General features: G+C 38.0%; 21 protein-coding genes. 8 read left to right on the top strand and 13 right to left on the bottom strand.

Annotated elements, in window-relative coordinates:
* Positions 1–22: 22 nt before the first annotated feature.
* The 5 genes from M3225_RS13515 to M3225_RS13495 form a co-directional block, all read right to left on the bottom strand.
* Positions 23–889: a triphosphoribosyl-dephospho-CoA synthase gene (locus M3225_RS13515; RefSeq protein WP_251394530.1), complete on the bottom strand. Its 867-nt coding sequence runs from the start codon at positions 887–889 to the stop codon at positions 23–25.
* A gap of 5 nt (positions 890–894) precedes the next feature.
* Positions 895–2,547, bottom strand: coding sequence for a malonate decarboxylase subunit alpha (mdcA, locus tag M3225_RS13510; protein WP_251394529.1), 1,653 nt, complete (start codon positions 2,545–2,547; stop codon positions 895–897).
* A 37-nt stretch (positions 2,548–2,584) separates the two neighbouring features.
* Entirely contained in the window at positions 2,585–3,511 is a 927-nt protein-coding gene (locus M3225_RS13505; protein WP_251394527.1) for an ACP S-malonyltransferase, read from the bottom strand.
* Positions 3,512–3,907: 396 nt separating this feature from the next.
* Positions 3,908–4,864 carry an LLM class oxidoreductase gene (locus tag M3225_RS13500; protein ID WP_251394525.1) on the bottom strand — a complete coding sequence of 319 codons (957 nt, stop codon included), beginning with the start codon at positions 4,862–4,864 and terminating at the stop codon, positions 3,908–3,910.
* A gap of 58 nt (positions 4,865–4,922) precedes the next feature.
* A complete protein-coding gene (locus tag M3225_RS13495) occupies positions 4,923–6,122 on the bottom strand; it encodes an MFS transporter (RefSeq protein ID WP_251394523.1) in 1,200 nt (399 codons plus the stop codon).
* 315 nt (positions 6,123–6,437) lie between these two features.
* Here M3225_RS13495 and M3225_RS13490 point away from each other — a divergent pair, with 315 nt between their 5' ends.
* From M3225_RS13490 to budA, 6 genes are all read left to right on the top strand, one after another.
* Positions 6,438–6,806, top strand: a complete 369-nt coding sequence (locus tag M3225_RS13490; RefSeq protein WP_013055500.1) for a winged helix-turn-helix transcriptional regulator — start codon at positions 6,438–6,440, stop codon at positions 6,804–6,806.
* Between the two features lie 84 nt (positions 6,807–6,890).
* Complete coding sequence (locus M3225_RS13485; RefSeq protein WP_013055499.1) at positions 6,891–7,070, top strand: hypothetical protein; 180 nt, start codon at positions 6,891–6,893, stop codon at positions 7,068–7,070.
* Positions 7,070–7,267 carry a YwbE family protein gene (locus M3225_RS13480; protein WP_013055498.1) on the top strand — a complete coding sequence of 66 codons (198 nt, stop codon included), beginning with the start codon at positions 7,070–7,072 and terminating at the stop codon, positions 7,265–7,267. The genes M3225_RS13485 and M3225_RS13480 overlap by 1 nt, the downstream gene beginning before the upstream one ends.
* Before the next feature lie 855 nt (positions 7,268–8,122).
* Positions 8,123–8,287: an aspartyl-phosphate phosphatase Spo0E family protein gene (locus M3225_RS13475; RefSeq protein WP_251394521.1), complete on the top strand. Its 165-nt coding sequence runs from the start codon at positions 8,123–8,125 to the stop codon at positions 8,285–8,287.
* 229 nt (positions 8,288–8,516) lie between these two features.
* The gene (gene alsS / locus M3225_RS13470) at positions 8,517–10,193 is read left to right on the top strand and encodes an acetolactate synthase AlsS (protein ID WP_251394519.1); all 1,677 of its coding nucleotides are present in this window, start codon (positions 8,517–8,519) and stop codon (positions 10,191–10,193) included.
* 16 nt (positions 10,194–10,209) lie between these two features.
* Positions 10,210–10,923: an acetolactate decarboxylase gene (gene budA, locus M3225_RS13465; RefSeq protein WP_251394517.1), complete on the top strand. Its 714-nt coding sequence runs from the start codon at positions 10,210–10,212 to the stop codon at positions 10,921–10,923.
* 110 nt (positions 10,924–11,033) lie between these two features.
* Here the strand turns inward: budA and M3225_RS13460 are convergent, their stop codons facing one another.
* From M3225_RS13460 to M3225_RS13435, 6 genes are read right to left on the bottom strand one after another with little or no spacing between them, the layout of a single operon-like run.
* On the bottom strand, positions 11,034–11,456 hold the full coding sequence (locus M3225_RS13460) for an NUDIX hydrolase (protein ID WP_251394515.1): 423 nt from the start codon (positions 11,454–11,456) through the stop codon (positions 11,034–11,036).
* A 7-nt stretch (positions 11,457–11,463) separates the two neighbouring features.
* Entirely contained in the window at positions 11,464–13,305 is a 1,842-nt protein-coding gene (locus M3225_RS13455) for a 2-aminoethylphosphonate aminotransferase (RefSeq protein ID WP_251394513.1), read from the bottom strand.
* The gene (gene aepY / locus M3225_RS13450; RefSeq protein ID WP_251394511.1) at positions 13,298–14,428 is read right to left on the bottom strand and encodes a phosphonopyruvate decarboxylase; all 1,131 of its coding nucleotides are present in this window, start codon (positions 14,426–14,428) and stop codon (positions 13,298–13,300) included. Before aepY ends, M3225_RS13455 begins: the two co-directional genes overlap by 8 nt.
* Positions 14,421–15,938, bottom strand: coding sequence for a phosphoenolpyruvate mutase (gene aepX, locus M3225_RS13445; RefSeq protein WP_251394509.1), 1,518 nt, complete (start codon positions 15,936–15,938; stop codon positions 14,421–14,423). Before aepX ends, aepY begins: the two co-directional genes overlap by 8 nt.
* A gap of 13 nt (positions 15,939–15,951) precedes the next feature.
* Complete coding sequence (locus M3225_RS13440) at positions 15,952–17,361, bottom strand: Mur ligase family protein (protein ID WP_251394507.1); 1,410 nt, start codon at positions 17,359–17,361, stop codon at positions 15,952–15,954.
* Positions 17,358–19,979 carry a putative amidoligase domain-containing protein gene (locus M3225_RS13435; RefSeq protein WP_251394505.1) on the bottom strand — a complete coding sequence of 874 codons (2,622 nt, stop codon included), beginning with the start codon at positions 19,977–19,979 and terminating at the stop codon, positions 17,358–17,360. Before M3225_RS13435 ends, M3225_RS13440 begins: the two co-directional genes overlap by 4 nt.
* A 246-nt stretch (positions 19,980–20,225) precedes the next feature.
* On the opposite strand from M3225_RS13435, the gene M3225_RS13430 reads away from it, so the two are divergent.
* A complete protein-coding gene (locus tag M3225_RS13430; protein ID WP_251394503.1) occupies positions 20,226–20,900 on the top strand; it encodes a hypothetical protein in 675 nt (224 codons plus the stop codon).
* A gap of 3 nt (positions 20,901–20,903) precedes the next feature.
* Here M3225_RS13430 and speE read toward each other — a convergent pair whose 3' ends face one another.
* The gene (gene speE / locus M3225_RS13425; RefSeq protein WP_251394501.1) at positions 20,904–21,791 is read right to left on the bottom strand and encodes a polyamine aminopropyltransferase; all 888 of its coding nucleotides are present in this window, start codon (positions 21,789–21,791) and stop codon (positions 20,904–20,906) included.
* Positions 21,792–22,158: 367 nt separating this feature from the next.
* On the opposite strand from speE, the gene M3225_RS13420 reads away from it, so the two are divergent.
* Positions 22,159–23,340 carry an MFS transporter gene (locus tag M3225_RS13420; protein WP_251394499.1) on the top strand — a complete coding sequence of 394 codons (1,182 nt, stop codon included), beginning with the start codon at positions 22,159–22,161 and terminating at the stop codon, positions 23,338–23,340.
* Between the two features lie 50 nt (positions 23,341–23,390).
* On the opposite strand, the gene nasC is transcribed toward M3225_RS13420, so the two are convergent.
* On the bottom strand, positions 23,391–25,541 hold the full coding sequence (gene nasC / locus M3225_RS13415; protein ID WP_251394497.1) for an assimilatory nitrate reductase catalytic subunit NasC: 2,151 nt from the start codon (positions 25,539–25,541) through the stop codon (positions 23,391–23,393).
* Between the last annotated feature and the right edge of the window lie 5 nt (positions 25,542–25,546).

The raw sequence follows: 25,546 nt of genomic DNA, 5'->3' as shown, positions 1-25,546 counted from the left end.
AGCCACTCCTCCCTGCAGACGTTTACGATTCTTTAAAAAGAGATATTCGATCTAAAAATAATACAGCAGCCAGCAAATCTGCACTCCCACCTGGAGAAGCGTTAGATGATAGAAGAATATTATCTAACGCTTCTAGCCGCTGTTTTCCCATTGATGTAGATACCCCTCCAACTTCTAACACATTGGATGCCGCCATTTTAACCTCCTCCAACATAACCGGACCAGCACGATGCAAAATACACGTATCATCAAGATTGGCCATTAGTGTTACTAAAGTATCAATCCGCGCTGATGTTTCATGTATGCCTAGCTTGCGAGCCTTATGTAAAGCAGGCAAGCCTATATGAATCACGTGGGGAAATCCTTGCTTCGCCTCTCCAACCGCCCCTTTTATGCCATACTGTTTTTTCACACGAAGTCCATTAGATGAATGCAGAGGACAAAAACGATCTGCATAACGAGCAATTTGTCCTGCAGCTTCTGTGATGGATACAGGTGATGCTTGAATGCCGCAAACCGCTGTTGCAGAAGCAAGTAGACCTAATGCCCAAATGGCTCCTTTGTGTGTATTAACACCATCCGTAGCCGCGTACATAATTTGTTCGCCCTCGCGTCCAATTCGAGCAATTTCTTCCCTTAGCATCTGACTTGGCTGCTTTCCTTGACTATATAATGCAATCTGTGAAAAGGTCGGTTGTAAAGCATAAGCAGAGGTTAACAGCGTCTCAATATTCATATCTTGATGAGATCCAGTTGTTGCTGCATCTACAAGCCCAGGCTTAGGTGTAAGTACCGCCTCATCAACCAGAGCGGTAACTGCCATTTTAGCTATTAGACATGAATAAAACACAGCTGGTTTTGGCTCTTCTTGAATACTCTGAATACGCATATTCCTTACCAGCTCCTAAATTTAGCAGGAGGATTATACAAGCCATCTGACCATTCTACTAAATCTTCTACACTTCTCGCCGCCAATAATGAACGTTTTGCTTCTGTACGGCGAATCTGTAAGTCTTCAGGAAAAGCCACTAAGCCATCTCTGCGCATCTTTTCCACTTTATTTTGGTTGTGTCGTAACCCTATAGGCGTTACCCCCGCTACTGCTTCAAGCGCTGCTTTTCTTTCTTCCAAGCTTTGTGCTTTATATAAATAAGCAATTCCTTCTTCCGTCACAACATGTGTCACATCATCCCCGTAAATCATGACAGGAGCAGTAGCTAAGTTTGCTTGCTTAGCTACATTTATCGCATCCAAAGATTCAACAAAAACAGGCTCATTTCCTGATTGAAAGGTTTCAACCATTTGAACAACTAGCTTTCTGCCTCTTGCTAATTCGTGCTGCTCGTTCATCATATCCAACCAAGCAGGCGTAGAATGCCGGCGGCCTCTAGGGTCGTGCCCCATATTGGGCGCCCCTCCAAAGCCTGACAGACGTCCAGATGTGACGGTAGAAGAATTTCCTTCTCCATCTATTTGTAAAGTTGATCCCACAAAAGCATCTACCGCATATTGACCAGCCACTTGACACATCGCACGGTTTGAACGCAGGCTGCCGTCACGTCCCGTAAAAAACACATCTGGACGCGCCGCTGTGTATTGTTCCATTCCTACTTCTCCGCCAAAGCAATGCACGCTCTCGATCCATCCGCTTTCAATTGCTGGGATCAACGTAGGATGAGGGTTCAGGGCCCAGTGCTTGCATATCTTACCTTTCAATCCTAACTTTTCTCCATAAGTAGGCAACAAAAGCTCGATAGCAGCTGTATTAAAGCCAATGCCATGATTTAATGATTGTACGTTGTGGCGTTCATAAATACCCCGAATCGTCATCATAGCCATTAAAATTTGGAGCTCTGTAATATGACGAGGGTCTCGCGTAAATAAAGCTTCCAATTGATAAGGTTGATCCGCCACGACGATACAATCAATCCAAGAAGCCGGAATATCAACTCGCGGAAGTTCTTCGACAAGTTCATTTACCTGCACAATGACGATTCCATCTTTAAATGCTGTTGCTTCGATAATGGTCGGTGTTTCTTCCGTATTTGCTCCTGTATATAAGTTACCTTGTGCATCCGCTTTGTCGGCAGCCACTAATGCAATATTGGGAATTAAATCAATGAAAAGACGTCCGTAAAGCTCTAGATATGTATGAATTCCCCCCATTTTCAACGTGCCATCTTCAATCATTTGAGATACGCGAAGGCTTTGAGCACCGGCATACGAAAAATCAATTTTTTCAGCAACTCCTTTCTCGAATATGTCGAGATGTTCCGGACGTGAAATACTAGACATAATCATATGAAGACCGTTTACTTTATCAGCGCTTACCTCGTTTAAAGCCTTTGATAAAAAAGATGCTTGCTTTTGATTGTCTCCTTCAAGCACTACTTTATCTCCAGGTGATATAAGCAATTCTAACGCTTCGATAATGTGTTCATTACTCAATAACTTTCCTTTAAGAATATGACCTATTTGCACAAGACGAGCTGCTTTTTGATCTCGGCGAGTTGTCCATGATTTTGAAGGTTTTTTTATGCCACTCATGTTCTAGCTCCTTTCTTATACTTCTAAATTAAGGCGCTTACATTTTTTCTTTTCCCATTAAAATTAACGCAGACTTCATGGAAGATTCGGCTGCGGAAATAGCCCTTGCTTCTGGAAAGCTCTTAGCAGTCAAATCCGTTAGTACTCTTCCTGGAGCCATTTCAATATATAATCTTGTACCCATTTCATACATAACTTCCGTAGCATCATGCCAGCGAACGGGCAGAGCAACACTCGCTACCAGATCTTCCTTAACATCAGCAGCTTTCCATAATTTCCGAGCTTTACAATTGCCTATAAAAGGAACGACCGGGTCCTTTCCTTTCACTTCAGTTATTATTTTTCGTAACTCACTCGAAACTCCTTCCATAAGAGGACAGTGAGAAGGCACCGTTACATGAAGCATTTTAGTTTTTCTAGCCCCTTTTTTAGATGCTTTTTCAAGAACTTTCTCAATTGCTTTTACGGTGCCAGAAATCGTTATTTGATCAAGAGCATTTGGATTCGCTACGTAAACAGGAGCTGCATCAGTTGATATTTCATGTACAAGAGAGAGAAGCTGATGTTCACGCATTCCCATTACAACCCCCATACCATAACCATCAGGATAAGCATTTTCCATCAGTTCCCCTCTTTTTTTCACAAGAAGAAGAGCTTCTTTAAAAGATAACACTTCAGATGTAACCGCTGCTCCAAACGCTCCTATTGAATGCCCTCCTACCACGTCTGGTGAGTATCCTTTGTTTTTAAACGACCTAGCCGTAGCCACCCCTGCAATAAAAAGACATATCTGAACATTTTTATTATATTTTAATTTTTCTGACGAATCCAACGATAATACGTCTTGATTTAAAGCCTCACTTGCTTCTTCAAACGTAGTCACTAACCCCCATTTATTTTTTATATCATGAAGCATACCAGCATATTGTGCGCCTTGTCCTGGAAATAGAAATGCAACACTCATCATGTTTCTCCTTTCGACTTTATATCATCCAAGGAGATAATGGATAATTTTATTATAAAGAACATAGGATCAATAACTCTAATACATATTTCTTATATATCCTATAACTTGAAATCTATATAAAAAGAGATTGAGACATAACTACATCAATCCAATCTAAAGACGAACAAGTTGGATAAATGAGCTGGTATGGATCGCTTGTTACACGGCTGTTGATTTCCGTGCAAGACTTCGCTTTGCCTTCCAATCAACCGCTAGAAGCAACTACTACATATATGAAACCTACGTTCCCATATCAATGAAAAAATCCGAACGAGTTGGATTCTCCATTAAGAATCTCGATTCATCGTTCGGATCTTCCTTCAACTAAAATACTTTGGTCCCAGCCTCTTTTTGCTACATATGAGACGGAAAATGAGGAAGCACTTCTTCACCAAGCTCATGTATGACTTCTTCAGCCGGACGCTTACTATCAAAAAGAGCAAAAAACAGATGATTAACTCCTATTTCTTTATAAATAGAAAGAAGCTCAGTTAATGTATTACGCCCTGCTCGAAATCCTAAACGAATTGGCGTTGGCATTTCATTTGGATCTTCCGCTAAATCTAGATGCATAGGTTGTGTAAAAGGTTTAAAAACGCCTGAATGATAGATTTCAACAAGTTCTCTCCATTGTTTAATGGCTTCTGCTTGAAAATGCGGATGACGAGGATAGTACATCCAGCCGTCTCCATACTGTGCAAACCACTCCATCTTCTGCTGACTATATCCCGTAATCATTGTTGGAATACGTTTCGTTGGCTTAGGAACAACATTTGCTCCTTGAATGGATCCCAAAGCGGACTGGATAGATGGAAATTCTTTATTTAACGCTTCTTCTAAATAATGAAAAGCCTCTGCAAATCGCTTTCCTCTTTCTTCATGAGGAATACCTAATCCTCGAAAATCTGCTTGACGGTCTCCAGAAGATACGCCCATAATCAAACGCTCAGGAAAAAGCTGATCAATGGTTGCCATTTCTTTAGCTATGCGAAGCGGATGGCGCAAAGACAGCACGATAGCAGATGTGCTAAGAGCAATTTCTTTTGTTTGACTGGCAAGATAAGTCAGATAAATAAGCATATCATAAACTTGACCTGTTGCTGGATCGCCAAATGATGGATCTTGAAGCAGGACATCACGAAACCATAAGCTTGTAAATCCATATTGTTCTGCAAGCTGCGTTAGCTCTACTTGTTTGTCCATGGTAGGTGTGGCATACTGATAATTTTCAAGTGGCATATGCAAACCTAACGTTAACTCATGCTCCTTGTACATACGACGATACGCCTTATGATGTTGAAATGTAGTCATTTGCTTCCTCTCCTTTTATAACTAAGAGATCATCGCAAAAAGCGATGATCTCTTAGTTTCATTTTGCTTTTGCTTCTATTAAGCGACTCCATGCGGTTAATAAGACCGCTCCTAGAACCATTACTCCTCCAATCCAAGGAGTATGAACAAGACCAATCGAATCAACAATCAGGCCGCCTACAAAAGAACCAATGGCAATTCCAACGTTAAATGCAGCAATATTAAGCGCAGATGCTACGTTTACTGCTGAAGGGACATACTTTTCAGCTAAGTTCACGACCAGCACTTGCAGTCCAGGTACGTTCATAAATGCCAATAAGCCCATGGCAAAAATCGTGATTGTTCCCGCTACTTTAAAAGATGCAGTAAACGATAAAATAATTAAAATAACTGCTTGAATTAAAAACATCCAAAATAATGCTTTTAATGGGTTTTTATTAGCAGCTTTTCCTCCGATCGTATTTCCGATGGCTACCGCTACACCGTATACCAGTAGCAAGATACTAACCGCGCTTGGTGCGTATCCTGTTAACTTTTCAAGAATAGGCGCTAAATACGTATAAGATACAAACGTTCCGCCATATCCTAAAGCGGTAATAGCAAACGATAGTAAAAGCGGCCCGTTTTTTAAAATTTTCAATTGATCACTAAACTTTGCTGGCGGCGCTTCTTTTAAGTTTTTAGGCACTAAAAGAGCACTTGCAATAATGGCAATAATCCCAAGTAAAGCTACTCCCCAAAATGTTGCTCTCCAACCGAAAGCTTGTCCGATAAATGTACCAAGCGGAACACCTGTAACAGTTGCAACTGTCAAACCTGTAAACATTAAAGCAATGGCACTTGCTCGCTTATCTTCCGGCACCAAATCAGCAGCGATAGTCGCACCGATGGAAAAGAAAATCCCGTGTGAAAATGCAGTAATAATTCGTGCTATAAGCAGCAGCCCAAAGCTTGTTGATAAAGCTGCTACTGAGTTTCCTACGATAAAAATAACCATTAATAGCATTAACAATGATTTTCTACTCATTTTACTTGTTAAAGCCGTTAATACGGGAGCTCCAAATGCAACTCCCATTGCGTATCCTGAAATTAATAACCCTGCTAGTGTAATGGAAATATTTAAATCATCTGCAAGCGATGATAATAAACCTACTGGAACAAACTCTGTTGTCCCGATTCCAAAGGCGCTAATAGCTAGCGCTAATAACGGTAAAGCACCGCTTTTTTTACTTTGTTGCGTTTGTGAAAGTGTGTTCACTTCTTAACGCCTCCTATTCGTTATAATAACTTCTCTTACAGCTGATTAGCTTAGGTACCATTCATATATTCGCTAATTCGCCATCAACAATTGCTATTATGAGCGATGTAAAACCAAAGAAAAAGTACGCACTTTCAAGTGATATAGGTACCTGGAGGTTACAATAAGCGTAAATACTAAAGTCATGAACTATTGGGTATTCTAAAAAAATGCTTACACCTAGAAAATTTTGCTCTATAGTGATATGATAAACATCAGAAAAAATGCGAAAACATGCATTTGACCGTTATCTCTAGAACAAGGAGAGTTGTTAACGTGAAAAAATATAATATTCCAGTGGAAGCGGCACTAGAAGTCATTGGAGGCAAGTGGAAAGTCGTTATTCTTTGCCACTTAATCAAAGGGACAAAGCGCCCTGGAGAATTAAAAAGAATTATGCCGCGCGTTACACAAAAAGTATTAACGCAGCAGCTTCGTGAACTTGAAGCAGACGGCATCATTGTTAGAAAAATGTACAATGAAATGCCGCCTCGAGTAGAATATTCTTTAACAGATTACGGATGGTCTTTAAAAAGCATTCTTGATTCATTATGCTCTTGGGGAGAACATCATATTGAAAAAACGTATCCTGATAAAGAAGCTGTACTTATGCAGCCTGTAGAAGAAGTCACTGTTTCTAATTAAAAAAAGCTGACTATCTAGTCAGCTTTTTCATTCCCTTACTTTCTTTGTTTTTTCAGACGATGTACGTATTCAGGAGGAACCCATATGACAGAACAACTTAAAAAGAAAATTAGTCTTCAAGATGCTATCAAACAGCAGCTTGCTAATAAGAAAAATCAATCTTCAAGTAAAGCTCAAAATAGCAGCACGAATCAAGCAACCAAAAAGCTGACGAGTCAACAAACAAAAAAAACGAATAATCAGCGCAAGAGAACAGGTGTATAATGAACGGACAAAATAGAAAAGACGTAGCCCCTGGAATTGAAGTCGACATTGTTTTAAAAGCGGATCAGCGTTCTGGAAAACTTACACATGGAACGGTCAAAGACATTCTGACCAATTCAAGCTTTCACCCACACGGCATCAAAGTTCGTTTAACAGATGGACAAGTCGGACGCATAAAAGAAATTTACCCAAATTAAAAAAGCATGTATTCTACATGCTTTTTTAATTTATACTTCAAATAAATCTACTTATCATTTGCCACTTTTGTTAAAATAAAGAAGCACTGTCGTCCCCTTTCTTTCCCTTGGGAATTCACGCAAGGAAAAAAAGGTGGTGGATAGTCTGAGACGAATCCTCAAGTCATTTTTCCTAGATGCTGAGAATGTTCAGCTCCTAACGGCTTACGTGGAGCTTTTAGGAGCCATAGTCGCTCTTATTTTGCTATTTTTCCAGTAGTAAAATAAGTAATCACCAATAAGTATCGTCTAAAAGGTTCTTCATCCATAAGGCTCGTGTGCTGATTGTCTTTAGGGAATGGTGTTTGGCGGCACTTCCCTATAGTAAAAAGACAGCTTCCTTGCAGAAATGGACAAGGTGTAATCAACTACAGCCGATTATGGGTGCGGGACCTTTTTCTTTATTAGTCTATGTCTATTTTTTACTTCCCATACACAAAAATAAAAAAACCTCCGAGTTGGCGGTCTCGAAGGTTTTTTCTAGTGAATCGTTTTCGACAAATCCTCATCCGGGCTGACAAGGTTCAGATCTAATAAGATTATGTGATGAATTTCTTCACCTTACAAGTTAAACTTGTCAAAGCTAAGAATTCATTCGCTTGTTAAGAATAACTGAACGTGCGCTCCAGATTGTCATTTTTCCTAGCTTCAGTATATCATATTTGTTGAAAACAGGTAAAAAAAGTATTCGACAAAGCTTGTCAGCAGCTCTTCACCTATTTCATATTTTTCAAAACGAAAAACATTTTACAAATATGAAGGAATTTCATACTATTAGATAAAAGATAGAAGTATTCTGACTTGGAGAGGATTTCAATGAAGCAACCTCAGTTAGAAAAAGAAATTCGAGCCTTACAATCAGATATTTATCAATTAGCTAAAAAAACAAGCAGTTATTCTCACGGTGAGATCTTAAAATTAAGTCAAAAGCTAGATCAAAAAATTGTTAGTTACCAAAAGCTTTTTAACCATATCAAATAAGAGCCACGTAGGAATTTCACTTGCTATGCCTCAAGCACCATAAACCTACAAATAAAACAGATATGTTTTATTCGCAATAGGTACATCCCTGCTTCCCTAATTAATAGGGAAGTTTTTTATTTAGAAAATTAAAACCTTCTTCTTTCCTTTGGTTAGTTGTCATACAAATTGGGTATTCAATCAGCAGGCCTTAAAACCTATTTAAGAAACATAAAGGAGAGAATACACGATGAGTAATGCTGATACTACTGAAACAAAAAAAGGCGCTGATTTACTAGTAGAAAGTTTGGCAAGTCAGAATGTGCCTTATATTTTTGCCATTCCAGGAGCCAAAATTGATGGCGTATTTGATGTTCTGAAAGAGAAAGGACCAGAAGTAATTGTTTGTCGCCATGAACAAAATGCTGCGTTTATGGCAGCTGCTATGGGAAGACTGACAGGTACGCCGGGCGTTTGCCTTGTCACATCAGGTCCAGGTGCCGCTAACTTAGCCACCGGCCTTGTCACTGCTACTTCTGAAGGTGATCCAGTGGTAGCCTTAGCAGGAGCAGTACCTAGAGCAGATCGATTAAAAAAGACGCATCAATCAATGGATAATGAAGGGCTATTTAAATCTATCACCAAATTCAGCGTTGAGGTAGAAGAGGTTGCAAACGTTCCAGAAGTGATAACAGACGCCTTTCGCGAAGCTGCTTCTTCTCCTTCAGGAGCATCTTTTGTCAGCTTGCCACAGGATGTGATGGATAGCGAAACATCAGCTTCCCCTCTATCCGTTTTAAAAACTCCTACGATTGGCGCTGCCAATTTAGACGCTATTGCCCAAGCTATACACACCATTCGCACAGCAAAGCTACCTGTTTTACTTTTAGGTATGAGAGCAAGTAAATCTAAAGCGGTCGAATCGATCCGTCAACTTGTAGCTAAACATGCCCTTCCTATTGTAGAAACGTTCCAAGGTGCAGGAGCTGTTTCACGTGAGCTTGAAACTCACTTTTTTGGGCGAGTAGGTCTTTTTCGCAACCAGCCTGGAGACGTCTTATTGAAGCATGCTGACGTCGTCTTAACAATCGGATATGACCCAGTTGAATATCCTCCTTCTATTTGGAACTCAGAAAGTCTAAGAAGCATTATTCATTTAGGTGATTTACAAGCACAAGCTGACCATCATTATCAGCCGGAAATTGAGTTAGTAGGAGATATTCCAAGCACGATTGACATATTAGCGGATAAACTCCCAAATTTAATACGTTCAAAAGAAAGTGCTTCTTTTTTAAAAACGCTAAAAATAAAACTAGAACAATCTGACGATCAGTACGAGTTTTCTAATGATACTCACCTTCATCCCCTACAGTTAATTGAAACTCTGCAGGATTTTGTTGAAGATGATACTACCATCACGTGTGACGTCGGTTCGCATTACATATGGATGGCTCGTTATTTTCGTTCCTATGAACCTCAGCATTTACTATTCAGCAACGGCATGCAGACTCTAGGTGTTGCTTTACCTTGGGCTATTTCAGCTGCACTCGTTCGCCCCCACAAAAAAGTTCTGTCCATGTCTGGAGACGGCGGTTTTTTATTTTCAGCTATGGAGCTCGAGACAGCCGTTCGGTTAAACTTACCGATTGTTCACATTATCTGGAACGACCAAACCTACGATATGGTTGGCTTTCAACAGCAGATTAAATATGGCCGAAAATCTGCAGTAGAGTTTGGCAGTGTAAACTTTGTTACGCTTGCTGAAAGTTTTGGTGCCAAAGGATTTAGAGTTAACTCACCAGAAGAATTTTCTGACACTCTAGCAAACGCTTTTCGTGAACAAGGCCCCGTTATCATCGATGTGCCTGTAGATTATAAGGATAACGAAAAATTAAATACACAGCTACTACCAGATCAAATTAACTGAAAGGACTGAGTAAAGGATGAGCAATAAAGAAAAATTAACGATTCATCAAACTTCCACTATGATTGCTTTATTAGACGGAGTGTTTGACGGTGTTGTCACATACAAGGCCTTAGCTAAAAAAGGTGATTTCGGCATCGGTACGTTTAATCAATTGGACGGTGAAATGATTGCCTTTGACGGAGAGTTTTATCATATTGCTGATGGGAAAGCCGCACCTATTAGTAAAGATGCAAAAACACCTTTTGCCATTATGACAACCTTTTATGAAGATATCTCTTACCATGGAGAAAAAGAAATGAACCGTGAACAACTAGAAAGCTTAATGAACGAGCTTATTCCTAGCCCGAATTTATTCTATGCAGTTCGCATCGACGGGAAGTTTAAAGAAGTAAAAACACGCACTGTTGCAAAGCAAGAGAAACCCTACCCTTCTATGGTAGATGCAGCTGCTGATCAGCCTACATTTACATCTTCAGACGTAAATGGAACACTAGCAGGTTTTTACACGCCAGAATATTCTTCAGGCATCGGTGTTCCCGGCTACCACCTGCACTTCATTGATGAATATAAAAAAGAAGGGGGTCATGTTTTAGACGTCTCCGTTCAAGATGTTACAATTCAAATTTGTAAAAAAACGAAATTAAATCTCAATTTATCGGAAACAAGTGAATTTTTAGATGCTAATTTAGAAGACCATGATGTAGAAGAAGAAATTGCGACGGCTGAATAAACAACGATACTTTTACTGATAAAAAACTCTCATCGCTACGCATGACGATGAGAGTTTTTTATTTAATCGAGTTCAGCCTGCATTTCTAGCACAACACAGAAACCTCCCGCCTATACGTAAAAGGAGCCTGTGTCTTTTAAAATATAGAAAAATGGTATTTCAGTCTCTTTTAGACACCTAGCCATTCTATCCTTAAAGTTATCTAATTTAATTATGTTTTTTGCTTCTTCTAACGTAAAATATCCCACACCCTGCGTTTCATTGGAGACAGAAATTTCCCCGCTAATCGCTTTTCCCTTTAATAAAATAACAGTAGTAGACCTTTTAACATCTTGTTCTACTCCTAGAAAGTTTGTCACTTCAATAACAATTCCAGATTCCTCTTTAACCTCTCGTATACCCGCATCTCTTATTGATTCACCTACTTCGACAAAACCGCCTGGAAATTCCCATCCCCGTCTATGATTCTTGACTAGAAGCACGTGATGATCTTGATTTACCACCATAACTGCTACAGCTAATTTTTGATTCATATTTTTTTCACTCTCCTTTTAAATCTTTAAGATATTGTTCAAGAAGGTGAAGAAATCTTTCTATATCTCTATATGTGATATCACCAATATTTGCTATTCGAAACGTTTTTAATTTATCAATTTTACCAGGATAAATGGTAAATCCTTGTTTATAAAAAAAATCATGCATGATATCAAAATTATACTTTTTATCGGAAGGCTCGAGGATAGAGGTAATAATTTTAGAATGATGTGTTTCAGGAACCAAATAGGTTAACCCAAGCCGAGTAATTCCATCAGTTAAAGTAGTCCATGATTTTGAGTAGCGTTCATATCTTGTCTCAATTCCTTCCCACTGAGTTTCTATAATTGCCTGCTTTAAGGCATAAATAGTCTGAATAGGAGGCGTAAAACGCATTTGTTTATTCATTTGGAAATAGTGATACTGATCATATAAATGAAGATAAAGGTTACGGGGCTTCATTTGCTCCGTTTTTTCTAACCGTTCTTTATTTGCTATAACAAACGACACGCCTGCCATTCCTTGAAGGTTTTTATTTGCACTTGCAGCCAGATAGCTTATATTCATTTTTTGCATGTCAATTGGAACAGCTGCATACGAACTCATTGCATCCACAATCATTTCGATATTTTTCACTGCACAAAATTCCCCAATTTGTTCAATATCATTAAGAAGCCCTGTTGAAGTTTCACAGTGAACAAGCGCCAGATAAGAAACGTTCGTTGAAATCTTTTTTATAAAAATTTCTAAGTCGTTCATATCAATAGCCTGCTCGGCAGAGCTTTTATATTCTAAATAATTCAGCCCATAAATTTCAGCGATTTTACACATTCTCTCACCGTATGGACCATTATTGATAATAACAACAGTACCGTTATCAATTACTGAACTTAAAATAGATTCCACTGCCGCTGTTCCAGATCCGCCGAATAATACCGTAGTATACTTCTCTGGATTCCCAACAAATTTTGTTAATTCAGTAGAGATAAATTCCATCGTCTCTCCAAATTCTTTTTCTCTCGGACAAATGTCCTCCACTATTTGAGCATATTTGACGGTATCTGTTGTAGTTGCCGGTCCAGGATTTAGGAGTATGTTTCTCTTAACGCCATGTGGAATGCCTTCTCGAGCTTTAATAATCGGATAAACAATAGTAGTTGCTCTTGCCCAGTGATCTTCATCATCCACTTCACACCATGCCAAATTGTCCAGTTTATGAATATACACATTTGCTTTTTCTGAAATTTTAACGAGGCCATATTCATAATCAATCGATTGATTGAGCAGAAACAGGGTATTTGCTTCATCACAAAGTCTCTGAAATGTAGCATAAGAGAGTTTGGTTAAACCAACTAATTCTGCATAGATACTATTCAACTCTTCTTTTTGTTTTGACATATTCTTAAGGTTATTATTTTCATCAGTTTCGATATAAACTTCATCGCCAGCACCGTTCAATTTACTCGCTAGTATTACATCTGATCTCGAATGGTTTACTAATGTTTTCAAAGCCCTTTTTTCATAAATTACATCTGATTCCAATAGTAAAAAATCTTCTTTAATATAATTTTTAAATTGATACAGCGTAAACAGACTTCCCGTTGTTTCGTATCTAGAATTATAAACACATTTTATTTGAGGGTATCTAAGCATTAGCTTTTCATATTCTTCTTTCATATAACCTGTTCCAATAAAAATCGTCTTAACTCCTGCTTCTACTAACTTCGAAATGGAATGTTCAATAATCGATTTTTCATCAATCATCAAAAACCCTTTAGGGCGATTTCCAGCTCTTTTACGAATCCTGCTCCCCATCCCTGCAGCTAGAATAACAGCTGTCTTAATCATCTAAAAACACCTGCAATCTTTCTTTGACTTCATAAGGCTTCATTTCAGGACGCCCCAGGTTCTTTTTAGATCCTTTCGCTATTTTAAGATATAAAAACGTTAATTTTTTATCACTTTTCCACTGTTTTATATACGTCTCTAACTCATTTAAGTTATGAACATGAATGGAATTTTGATACCCACAGGAAGAAGCAATATCTACAAAATTAATGTTATGAGAGACCGTATGTTGTCCCCCTGTAGAATCATGGGTTTGATTGTCTAGAAGAATGTGTAATAAATTTGCCGGACAATAGTATCCATTGGTTGCTAGATTTCCCATGCGCATAAGCAAAGCTCCGTCTCCATCAATCGTAATGATGGTTTTTTCATTTCTGCTCAAAGCTAAGCCTAAACCAATGGAACTAACGCACCCCATAGATCCAACCATATAAAAATTATTTCTTGCGTCTTCTATTTCGTAAAGCTCTCTTCCAGTTTTTCCTGTAGCGGCCACCTGAATGGTATCATTGTCTTTTAATGAATTAACTACTTGTAATGCCTCATACCTTGAAGGTAACTCGTTAGTTGTTACCTGTTCACTTTTCATTTTAGGAGTAAAGTTTTTCATTGATTTTTCTAAAAGCTTAACTGGCTCAAACGTTCCTTTTTTTACAATAAAGAAATAGCTTTCATTATTTTCAACAGCTTGATTAGCCCGCTGTAATTGTTTTTTAACTTCCACAAAATCAAAAGATAAATATTCCCATTTTATTTTCATCGTATTTAGCAGGGCAGGAGTAATTTCTCCCATTAATTCATGCTGCGGTTCATCTGGAAATCCAGGTTCTCCACGAAAACTGACAAATCCAAGGACAGGAATTTTAAACGGATGAATAAGAGAGGTTAAAGGGGAAACAGCATTTGCTAATCCGGAGTTCTGCATTAAAACAACCGCTTTGTTACCAGCAATTGATGCGCCAGCAGCAATCGCTACCGCTTCTCCTTCGTTTGCTGCTGCAACGTATTCACATTCGTTGATAGCGTAGTTAATAAGATGTTTAAGATAGGAACAAGGAACCCCGCTATAAAATTGAAAACCTAGTTTTTTTAATTGAGTTCCAAATACGGATGTACTAATCATTTTCCCCACCATCTTTTTGAATCTTTGTATACGTTTCGGTATCTATCCATGACCCCATCGTATATTTAACAGCAACCGGATGAATTAGATTAATATAATTAAAGAAATCAGAGAACGTGAGCTGAGCAAAATCTTTTCTTTGTGCCAGTTCTTCTAAAGCTCTTTTTACAACCTCAGTGCCTTTTCCTGAAACTTTCCAAAGACCAATGAATTCACCATGAATGTTTTTAGAGTTTGGATTGCATGACATTTGAATCAAGTCTACTGTTTTGGAATACAGCTGTTTGGAATAGGGAAGTTTAGCGGTTACATAAGATGTTTGATTCCCTTTTAACTCGTAATCAGCTCCTGCTACGATAGTGATATCGCCACTTTCATGAATTAACTCCTCAAAAACATGTGTTTTATACACGATGTTACTATCGCTTATTAAAGTAGCAGTTCCTAGCTTATCTCTTGCAGCATAAAGATGATATAATTCTCCTTTATTAGGAAACGCCTTATCCTCCATAGCTTTGTTACTATCTACTTTTATAATATTTGTCACGCCGACTCTTTTTAACTGATTCATCTGCTCAGTTATTAAAACTTTATTTGCTGATTCTTTTACCAGAATCATAGCGTTCGTGCTATGATTAGAAGAGCTTAAATAAAGCTGCTCTGCAATATCAAGCTCTTCAGCTTTTTGAAGACGGAAAACTTCCTCAAGCGGAGAGACATTTTTTTCTACGTTAATCAAACTTTTATCGTAATAAATCTGAGCGGACGTTTTCTGCATAGCTGTAATGGAAGATCTTAAGTTATGGTTGGCCCAAATGCTCAAGCTAATTCCTAAATCTCTAAATTTATCAGTTGGAACCGAATAATATTTGGTTGGAACAATAATAACCGGAAGCCTGTTTCCCCACTCTTTCATAAAAGCTTCAATCTCTGTCATATCTGACCTTTTACTATGAATCAAAACAGCGTCGGTTCCCGCTTGGCGATAAGCTTCTGCACGCTTTAAAGCTTCTTTCAGCCCCCACCCTGCAATAAAAGCTTCTACGCGCGATACCACTACAAAATCTTCATCTTGTTGACTATCTTTCATTGCTTTAATTTTGCCGCAAAATTCATTAATATCTGCAAGTGGCTGTGCTTCACCTTTAATAAATGAGTTTGTTTTTGGAAACAATTTATCTTCAATACACACTCCTGGAATGTCTCGTTGCTCCAATTTCTTAACCAATCTTCTTGCATTATTAAAATTCCCATAGCCTGTATCGCCATCAAGAAGAATTGGAACGGACGTTGCGTCACTCATAAACTCTAATATGTCTAATACTTGTGTCCATGAAGCCTCGTTATTATCTCTTACACCCAGTGCTGCAGATAATGACAGGCCACTGGCCCATATCCCTTTGAATCCCGCTTCTTCTACAATCTTTGCAGATAGCGCACTGTGAGCCTCCATAATAAACTCTAGCTGTTTACTTTCTATCAACTCTCGTAGCTGTTTAGTCTTCTTCATTTCTATCCTCCTTTTACTCTTCGTTGTCTGGAATAAGTTTATTTCTTAATTCTTTAAAAGTAGGTTTTTTCATAACACGATGCGTTACTTTTAATAGAAGTATTGTATTTTCATTTAAATACGGAGCTAAAACATTGTGTACTTCATCACCGGTCTTACAAAAATAGACTTTATTAGGAGCCATTCCAAACTTTAAAGCTCCTGTGCCGATAGCTTTTGCTTCATCTCCTACTATAACTAGAATGTCAATTTTGGATTCCGCTGCTTTTTTCCCCATCTCTTCGTATTGTTTAATTGCATAAGGCCCTTCTCCTAGCTGAGGCATGTAACCTAATAAAGCGATAGATTGTTTTTCTTTTGACATATCACTAAGAACTTTAAGAGCTGTAGCCATCGATAAAGGTGAAGAGTTCCACGTGTCATTAATTACCGTACACTCGTTCATTCCTCTTTTAAATTCCAAATGTTCTTCTACTTGTTCAAATAAGCTAAGTCTTTGTATGGCAACGGAAATATCAACGCCAACATAAAATACAGCAGCAATGGCAGCCAGTGCATTATACACATTATGTTCACCATATCCAGGGATAAAAGCGTCGTACTCTTTGTTTTGGTGCTTTAAAGTAAAAGCCATTCCCCCATTGGCATATTTAATATCTTTTGCTTGAAATTGTGAATCATCATTTTTTCCTATATATACAACGCCTTGAAAATGACTCACATCAAGCACTCTCTTAATATTTTCGTCATCTGCGTTTAAAATCAAAATGCCGCTATTTGGATCTAAGCCTTCTACAATTTCGGCTTTTGCTTTCATATATTCTTCAGGTGTTTCACAATCAGCGAGATGGTGGATGCCTATATTTAATAAGATTCGTATTTGTGGTTGAAAGTAGCGGCACGCAACTTTTAGATAGCCTGGGTAAGCGACCGGCATCTCAAAAACAGCTACTTCTGTCGTATCATCAATACCTGTTAAATAACGTAGATTTACAGACATAGAATTCATACTCATCCACGTAGCTTTCACTTTATAATCTTCAATTAATATTTGTCGGATCATCTCTTTAGTGGTCGTTTTTCCACAAGTTCCCGTCACACCAATAACAGGAAGATCAAAAAGCCCTCGGTAGTATTCGATAAATTTCCAATAAGCATCTTCTAATTGAGCTGTTTTAACAAGAATAATATTTCCCTCTAAGTTCGTGCACAGCTCCGGGCGGTCTGTTATAACGACAATTGAATGATTTTCTTTCCAATACTTCCCTCTAATCGGTTCTCTATCTAAATGAAAGATTAGTGTATGATCCTCTATATCCTTTTTAGCGTAGTTTATAGTATGTTTAATAACAGGATTTCCTGATCCATAACAAAGGTCTCCCCCCGTTTGTTTAAGGATTTCATTTAATGTGAAGTTCTTCATGCTAAATCCTCCTTTTCTTCTTCGTAACCCGCCAGTGAAGACGCATAATTGAGCAGACGAATCCCCGCCAAAGTACGCAGCTTATAGGCTCTAATTTGTGAGAATAGACTATCTGGTTTTGCATTTATTTCGAGTAACTTTATGGAACCATACTGATCTATACATAAATCTACTGCCAGCTCCCCAAAAGGACCCACTTTCTCCTCTACTGTTGCAACAATATTTTTAGATATTTTAGCTAATTGATTTATAACGAGCCTTCTGTCTGTTGGATCAGGGTATAAACTGTTCAATATTTTACTGAGGCGCATATTCGTTTCAGAATCTTCCGTTAGCACATCTTCACCGGTGAGACGAGCAACCATACCCGTTCGAAGCCAAATTTGCTTTTCATTTTTTTGCATATAAACCCGTATTTCTAAATTTTTATCTTTATGCTGTTTTCTGCGAATTCCTTCTTGAACAAGATAAGGATTGTTTTTCATCAAAGGAGAGAGCAAAGTAAATAATTCTTCCATATTACTGAATTGATGCAACTCTTTTTTATTAAGATCAAACCAAAAGATGCCCGTTGGTCGGCGAACTATGCGCATGACTCCTTTACTTAAGGCCCCGCCAAGCGGTTTTAAATAAACTTCTCCGTAGCTATCAAGCATTTCCGCAATGTCAGCAGATTTTTTTACTAGACGTGACTCTGGAAGAAATTCTTCATATTCTTTCATAAGAAGTTGATATGTTGCCCACTTATCTCCAGTAAGCTGAAACAAGTTTGAAGAATTAACAAAAGGAATTTTATAAATCGCCTGAAGTTTTGCCCTTACTTCATCTATTAAAATATTTTTTCTACCATCTATGAAATAACGATCATAAATAACAGCAGGAAAAGGAAAAAGCCCTTCACCGTTAATGGTTGTTCCTTTAACCAGTTTTTTCTCCCAATCAATATCTTCGGGTTCAAACACATATACAAGCATTCGCTTTTCATTTGCTAAGCGACATAGATGATGGAAATAAGTTGTTTGTCTTTCAAAAGGACGGTTAGCAAGAATGCCAATGATAGGACCTAAAGTTATGATGCCTTCTGAAGCTGATAGCTTGGGGCACCAATCTTTTGGCAGAGATAGTTTATCACGGAGAGATTTAGAGAGTTGAACCATATTTGAATGGCGAAATGAAAAAGGATAAGAATGAACAGTTGCAGTTGATATTGCCTTTCCTGCACTAACAATCGTAGACTGCCCCTCTTTGAGGCCGTATTTTAAACGGAGCTTTTTGGGGATTTGGATAATATATCCGCGGTCATAGATTTCTTTAGAGATCTTTACATTCCAATTCCCGCGAATATCATTTGATTCATCACAAGGAATTTCTTTTTCTATCATTTCAAATAGAAAAGATAGTTCATTTTGATATTGTGGATAGCTAGATGTTTTCATAAGATTCGCTTTGATATCTTTCCACATCCGTTTAAGAAAGATTTTATTCCCTTGATAGTAGGCACGCTGCGTAAGTGGGTGAAATAAAAATTCGCTTTTTAATTCATGATGATGGGTAGCAACTAGCTGAGCAAGAGCTAAAGTGGAGAGAGTAATTCTAGGGTCGATAATCCAAGAGCTTAAAGTTAAATACTCAAATCCATACGGTTTCTCACGATAGCGTCCAAGACCTCCATGGTTCGTTTTCCGTCTGAGTTTAGCGGTCTTAGATTCTTCTATCAGCGCTACTGGGATAGCAAGGTAGTGGTCAAGAGCTCTTAATAAGGATAAAGAAAGCGGAATGCCAAAATGAATATGTCCCCCACATTGATACCCTGAAAACGGCATGCTGCCTGCCCGAAAATGAACATTTTCATATGGTACCTGTGCAGATGCTTTTTCTATTAATTTTTGGATATTCTCAAATAACTCTGTTGATGAATTAGCTTTTTCAGGCCTAACTTCTACTAATGCATACTCACCGCTATCTTGCTCTATTTGCCTTTCATCACAACCTACTGGACCTTCAACAGAAAAGAAAGTAGAAGCTGGTAGAAGCTCCCCATCACAACTTAACATAAACTCAACATCAGCACCCATGCTAAAAGGAACACTAGGTTTTAACGGATTTTCTATCCATTCGCTTTCTGATGAGTTAATATCTGTGACAATACACTCTCCATTTTCTAATATCCCCATTTTAACAAAGCCGCTTTTAGCCCCTGTTACGTAGAGCGCTCGAATGGCTACGTTCATCAACATTTCCGGTACATCCATACTGTTTATCTGTTCTAATTTCCACCCAAAGGCTTGCGTTCGAATGGGTATTTCATTAAATACAACATGTTCACTAGTAACTACTTGTACTGTTTTTACGCTCAGCCCTTCCACTTCTAGACAATATTCTTTGTCTATTGCATATATTTTCGTAAAATAATCATATCCTTCATATATTGCTTGGTCCTTTGTATTTACGATAACAATATCTCTTCCGCTATGGTGACCATGCTTCCTCCCTATCACTGGATATGAACAGGTTTTGGGGTCAACTAATTCAACAGACGGTATATTATTCAGATTAAGAGTTTGCAATGTCATTTCTTTATCAGATAATATCCCTAACTCTTCTCTCATTGGATCCATTTTAAAGCCTCCTAATTAGAACTTTCTATCGTATTTTGCTACTTTAATGCCCTATAACAATAATCAGCTAATCATATAGTATGTAACTATATAAAATACTCCTGTACATTTATCTATTTATTTCCACCGTCTCTAAAAACTTTTTTATGTATTTATTTAACTCGTGTAATAATTCACCGATTTTATTTTCACTGCATTTATTATAGAAGGGATAGATTTCAAACGATATAAAAGGAGAAATAATCAATGACATTAAAATTCATTCATGGAAACTACTTAAAATACAACAAAGGAACTGGTTTTATAAGCTGTCATGTGGATGCACTTCATGCAGAACCACCCGCTGCTGATTTATTTACAGATAAAGTCGTAGAGAATTTAGTAAAGAAAACAGGATGTGCAGGAATTGTTAGTACGGTTTCAAGAACCGTAGCAGATTTAAATAGAAATCTAAATAAAACGAACTATGAGGGGATACATGAATATAGAAGAACAATCCAAGAAATTGTTAAATCTTTAAAGATAATAGATAGTAATAATTGCCTTCTAACACCCTATTTACATTTATCTTTTCATGGAATGAAGGATACACATTACGGGCCTTATGCAATTGAAGTGGGGACCTTATATGGACAATCTTGCTCAAAGGAAGTTAAAGATTGGTTTCAACAAGCGCTGACTAAAAAATCCAAAGATTCGTTTCCGATAATCCATGTAATATTTGATAATAAATTTATTGGAAACGAATCAATTGCCTTTCACAGACAAGGTGACAATAGCGGCTATCTAGGTTACAGTCATAATTTTAATACGTTTCAAATTGAATTATCCCGTACTCTCCGCAGCAAACACAGAACTACTATAACAAATATATTTTCAGAGATTATTCATGACTTTCAACAAACATTCGTAGCTACTTAGTTTTTAAGAATCTTTTCCGTCTACTATTTCTTTTATATATTTAGGTAAAACAAATGATGCACGGAAAATTTCAGGATCAATATATTGAGTATGTGTATGCTGTAACTTCGTCAAATCGGCCTGAAGAGGATCCATTTTTTTAGAAGCAATAGTAAAACTCCAAATGCCACAAGGGAAAAGAGGTATAGTCACTAGATATGTGCGAACAATTGGAAATAGCTCCTTTAAATTTTTAATTGTGCCTTGTAACGTAGAAGTATTGTAGTAAGGAGATCCCGATTGAAAAACAACCACGCCATCATCCTTAAGGCTGTTGTGGACATATTGATAAAAATCAGGTTGAAATAGTTTTTTTCCCGGTCCAACAGGGTCAGGTCGATCAATTATTAGAACATCATAAACTCCCTTTTGTTCTTGAATCCAATCTATTCCATCGCGATGTATCATATTGAGCCTGGTTTCACCATCATAACAAGAAGCCGGAGTTAGCCATGTGCGGCAGATTTCTGTAACTTTTGGATCAATTTCGACTACATCAATTTGTTGAATTCCGTCATACTTCATTGCCTCCCGTACAGGACCACAATCTCCTCCGCCAATCATCGCAACTTTTTGGGGATTTGAATGCGTTATAATTGGCACATGGCTAATCATTTCATTATAAATAAACCCTTCTCCTGTTGAAATTTGTGGAGTACCATCTAGCACTAACATTTTCCCATACCATTTTGTATCCACAATACTGATTTGTTGATAGGAAGATTGCTCATAGTGAAGCAGACTTTTTACTTTATACCCCATTTTCACTCTAGCCTGTCCAACGTAACTCCATATCCAGAGAACTCCATTATCATCCTTTTTATAACCTGAAAGAGGATGCTTTTCTGTCACTTTTTCCACCTTCTATTTCAAAAATTTGTGTTCTATATAAAATATGAATTATTTTTTATTTCGCTATAATTCGATAGCACAAATTTATAGGTGCTTACTCTATTAATCTCTCCCATTTTCAATTTTTCTTCCAGTCTCCACTATATTTCTACTTACTGTTCTTTCAGAGCTTTTTAACCGTTTCTTCATGAGCACTTGGACAGAGTATACGTCTAAATTATCTCTCCACTTTTATCTGCGTCCGTTCTTTAGTAAAAGTACGGAAGAAAACCTAACACAGAATGATACATAAGAAAGAAAGCGTAGTATCATAATTACCATATTGCAACAGCTTTACGCTGCATATAAAAAAGGAGGTTTTTAAGCAATGTTTTCTAAACGGCCCTTATCTGTACTTCTTATCTCGACTTTATCCATGATTATTGCTTTTGCAGTATGGTCTGTCTTCGCACCTATCGCTGCAGATATTCAAGTGATGTATTCATTAACCAATGCTGAAAAAAGTATCTTAATCGCCACTCCCGTCTTATTAGGTTCTCTGATGCGAATTCCGATGGGGATTTTAACAGATCGCTTCGGGGGAAGAAAAGTGTATTCTTTGACTATGCTGGCTCTTTTACTCCCTACCATTTGTGCAGGCTTTACTCATTCTTACTCCATGCTACTCTTTTGGGCATTTTTTATCGGCATGGCTGGAACAACATTTGCTATTTCCATTACATATGTCTCTAAATGGTATTCACCTCAAAAGCAAGGTTTTATTTTAGGGATTGCCGGGATGGGTAACTTAGGATCGGCGGTAGCAAGCTTTAGTATTCCACTTATCTTTTCTTCTTTTGGCTTGCCTTGGGTATTTTGGAGTTTAGCAATTGCGGTAGCCCTAATGGCTCTTTTATTATGGGTAGGAACTTCAGACCACCCTTCTGCTGCTTCTCCCAAAACGTTGCAGGAATCTTTATCGGTATTAAAATTTAAAGAAACTTGGTTTTTGTCTGTTTTCTATTTTTTAACATTTGGTGGATTTGTCACGTTCAGCATCTATCTTCCTACCATTTTGCATGATCAATTTAATGCTTCAACTGTAGAAAGTGGGCTAAAAACAGCTGTTTTTGTTGTACTAGCAACGTTTGTACGGCCTCTTGGAGGATATTTATCGGATGTATTCGGAGCAAAAAAAGTACTCACCTTCGTCTTTACTGGAATGCTACTAATAGGGTTATTTATTGCATTTACCATCAGTGCCTTCTCCCTATTTAGCGTAGGTTGTTTACTTGCAGCCATTACTCTTGGTATCGGAAATGGAGCTGTTTTTAAAATGGTTCCATCTGTTTCAACAGGAAATATTGGAGCTGTTACCGGCATCGTAGGAGCATTCGGAGGAGTAGGCGGCTTTTTCCCTCCCATTGTGCTAGGCTTTATAAAAGATACAAGCGGAGATTACGTTGTAGGTTTTTCCTTACTAGCGATTTTTTCCCTATTCTGTCTCTTACTGAATTATTCTGGATTCAAAAAACAAAATGTACGTATTAACCAAAAGCACCTTGCCTGATTCCATGTAAAAAGCCTCTTTTTTTCAAGAGGCTTTTTGCATCAGCATTTTTAATAGCTGCTTCTTTTTACAGAAGGGCTAATATTCACAGCACTTACTTTAAATCCTGGCATCTTACAAGCGGGATCTAATTTCTCAGAGACAAGGTTATTAACATTTTGAGAATCTGCCCAGTGAAAAGGAACAAATACGGTATCTGGCCGAATGCCCTCTGAAAATTTGCTTCTTACCACAATACTTCCATATGAAGATTCAATTTGTACTAATTCTTGATTCGAAATTTCATATTTTTTCGCTGTTGAAGGGTGAATTTCCATAAATGATTCGAAATTTCTAGCAGATAAAGACGCACTTTTTCGCGTTTGTACACCCGTTAAATAGTGCGACATCACTCTCCCCGTTGTTAAATAGAGAGGATATTTTTCCGTTATTTTTGCTTTAGGAACAATAGCTTGGTTCGAGACAGGGACCATCATCGCTTTTCCATCACTATGAGCAAAACGCGTTTCAAACAGGCGCTCGGTTCCTTTATCTGTTAAGCTTCTGCATGGCCATAAAATTCCTTTTTCCTCTCGTAATCGTTCGTACGTAATACCGGAGTAATCCGCGATCCCTCCTTTACTTGCTATTCGCAGTTCATTAAATATTTCTTCAGCTGATGAAAACGAAAAATGTTCCTCTTTCCCTAAAACTTTAGCAATTTCACATAGTATTTCCCAGTCGTGTTTGATTTCGCCACGGCACGGAAAGCTAGCTTCGCGCAACGTAACTCTTCCCTCTACATTTGTCATGGTTCCTTCATCTTCCAAGTAGGAAGATGCTGGTAAGATCAAGTTTGCTAATTTTGCCGTTTCTGATTCAAACATATCTGCTACCACTAAAAATTCAAGCTTTTCAAAAGCCTTCTTAACAAAATTAGCGTTTGGATTTGAAACTGTTGGATTTGAACACATCAAAAACAGCCCTTTAATTTCACCGTCATGAATTTTTTCAATCATCTCATATGCAGAAACACCTTTTCTAGGAAGATCTTTCTCCTCTATGTTCCACACATCTGCTATATACATCCGGTGCTCGTGGTTTTCGATTGAACGGTAGCCTGGAAGCTGATCCGCTTTTTGACCATGCTCTCGGGCTCCTTGCCCATTTCCTTGACCAGTAATCGCCCCATATCCGCAGCGAGGTTTACCGATTTTTCCGACAGAAAGTAGAATATTCAAAAAATTTCGCACCGCAGCACTTCCGTCTGTTTGCTGTTCTACCCCTCTAGCAGTAAAAATCATTCCCGTTTTTCTTTGGCCAAACATACGGGCAGCTTGATACATTTCCTCAAGTGGCACTCCCGTTATTTCTTCAATGACATTAAATTCTAGAGACGCAACATATTGCATTACCTCTTCAAATCCATTGACACGTTCTTGTAGAAATCGTTCATCTAGATAATTTTCTTCGATAATGACCTTCAAAATTCCATTGGCTAATGCCGCGTCGCTGCCCGGTTTAAGTTTCAGGTGTAAATCAGCTATTTTAGTTGTAGCTGTTTCTCTTGGATCAATGGCAATAATAAAAGCTCCGTTTTCTTTTGCTTTTTCAAAATAAGGCATAATCGTTGGCTGACATTCCGCAATATTTGTTCCAGCTAACATAATACATTCAGTAAACGGAATCTCTTGCAAGCTATTTGTAAATCCTCGGTCCATGCCAAATGTTTTACTAGCAGCAGAAGCAGCAGCTGACATACATAAGCGTCCATTATAATCAATATACTTTGTTTTTAACGCAACTCGAGCAAATTTCCCTAATAAATAAGCTTCTTCATTTGTAATAGAGGCACTTCCATAAACACCTAGCGCATCTGCTCCATTCTTCTCTTGAATCTCTGTAACGTTTTCTTTAATATAGTGAAGAGCTTCTTTCCAAGAAATCTTTACAAACTCTCCGTTTACTTTTAATAAAGGATATTGAATCCGGTCTTTATGCAAAGGATGCTGATGGGCATTCATTCCTTTGATACATAATCTTCCTTGAGAAGTAGGATTGTCTTTTCCAATTGTTTTATACGTTTTCCTTTTTACATGTGTTTGTTCAACTAACTGCATTTTGCACTGCATGCTGCAGTAAGGACACTGCGTATTATAGATACGCTCGGTTTCAACTTGCTTTTGCTGCTCACGAAAATATCTCAACAGCATCTCAGTCATCGTAG

The organism is Priestia aryabhattai (genome assembly GCF_023715685.1).
GTDB lineage: Bacteria > Bacillota > Bacilli > Bacillales > Bacillaceae_H > Priestia > Priestia aryabhattai_B.
This window is presented reverse-complemented; position numbering and strand designations above follow the sequence as displayed.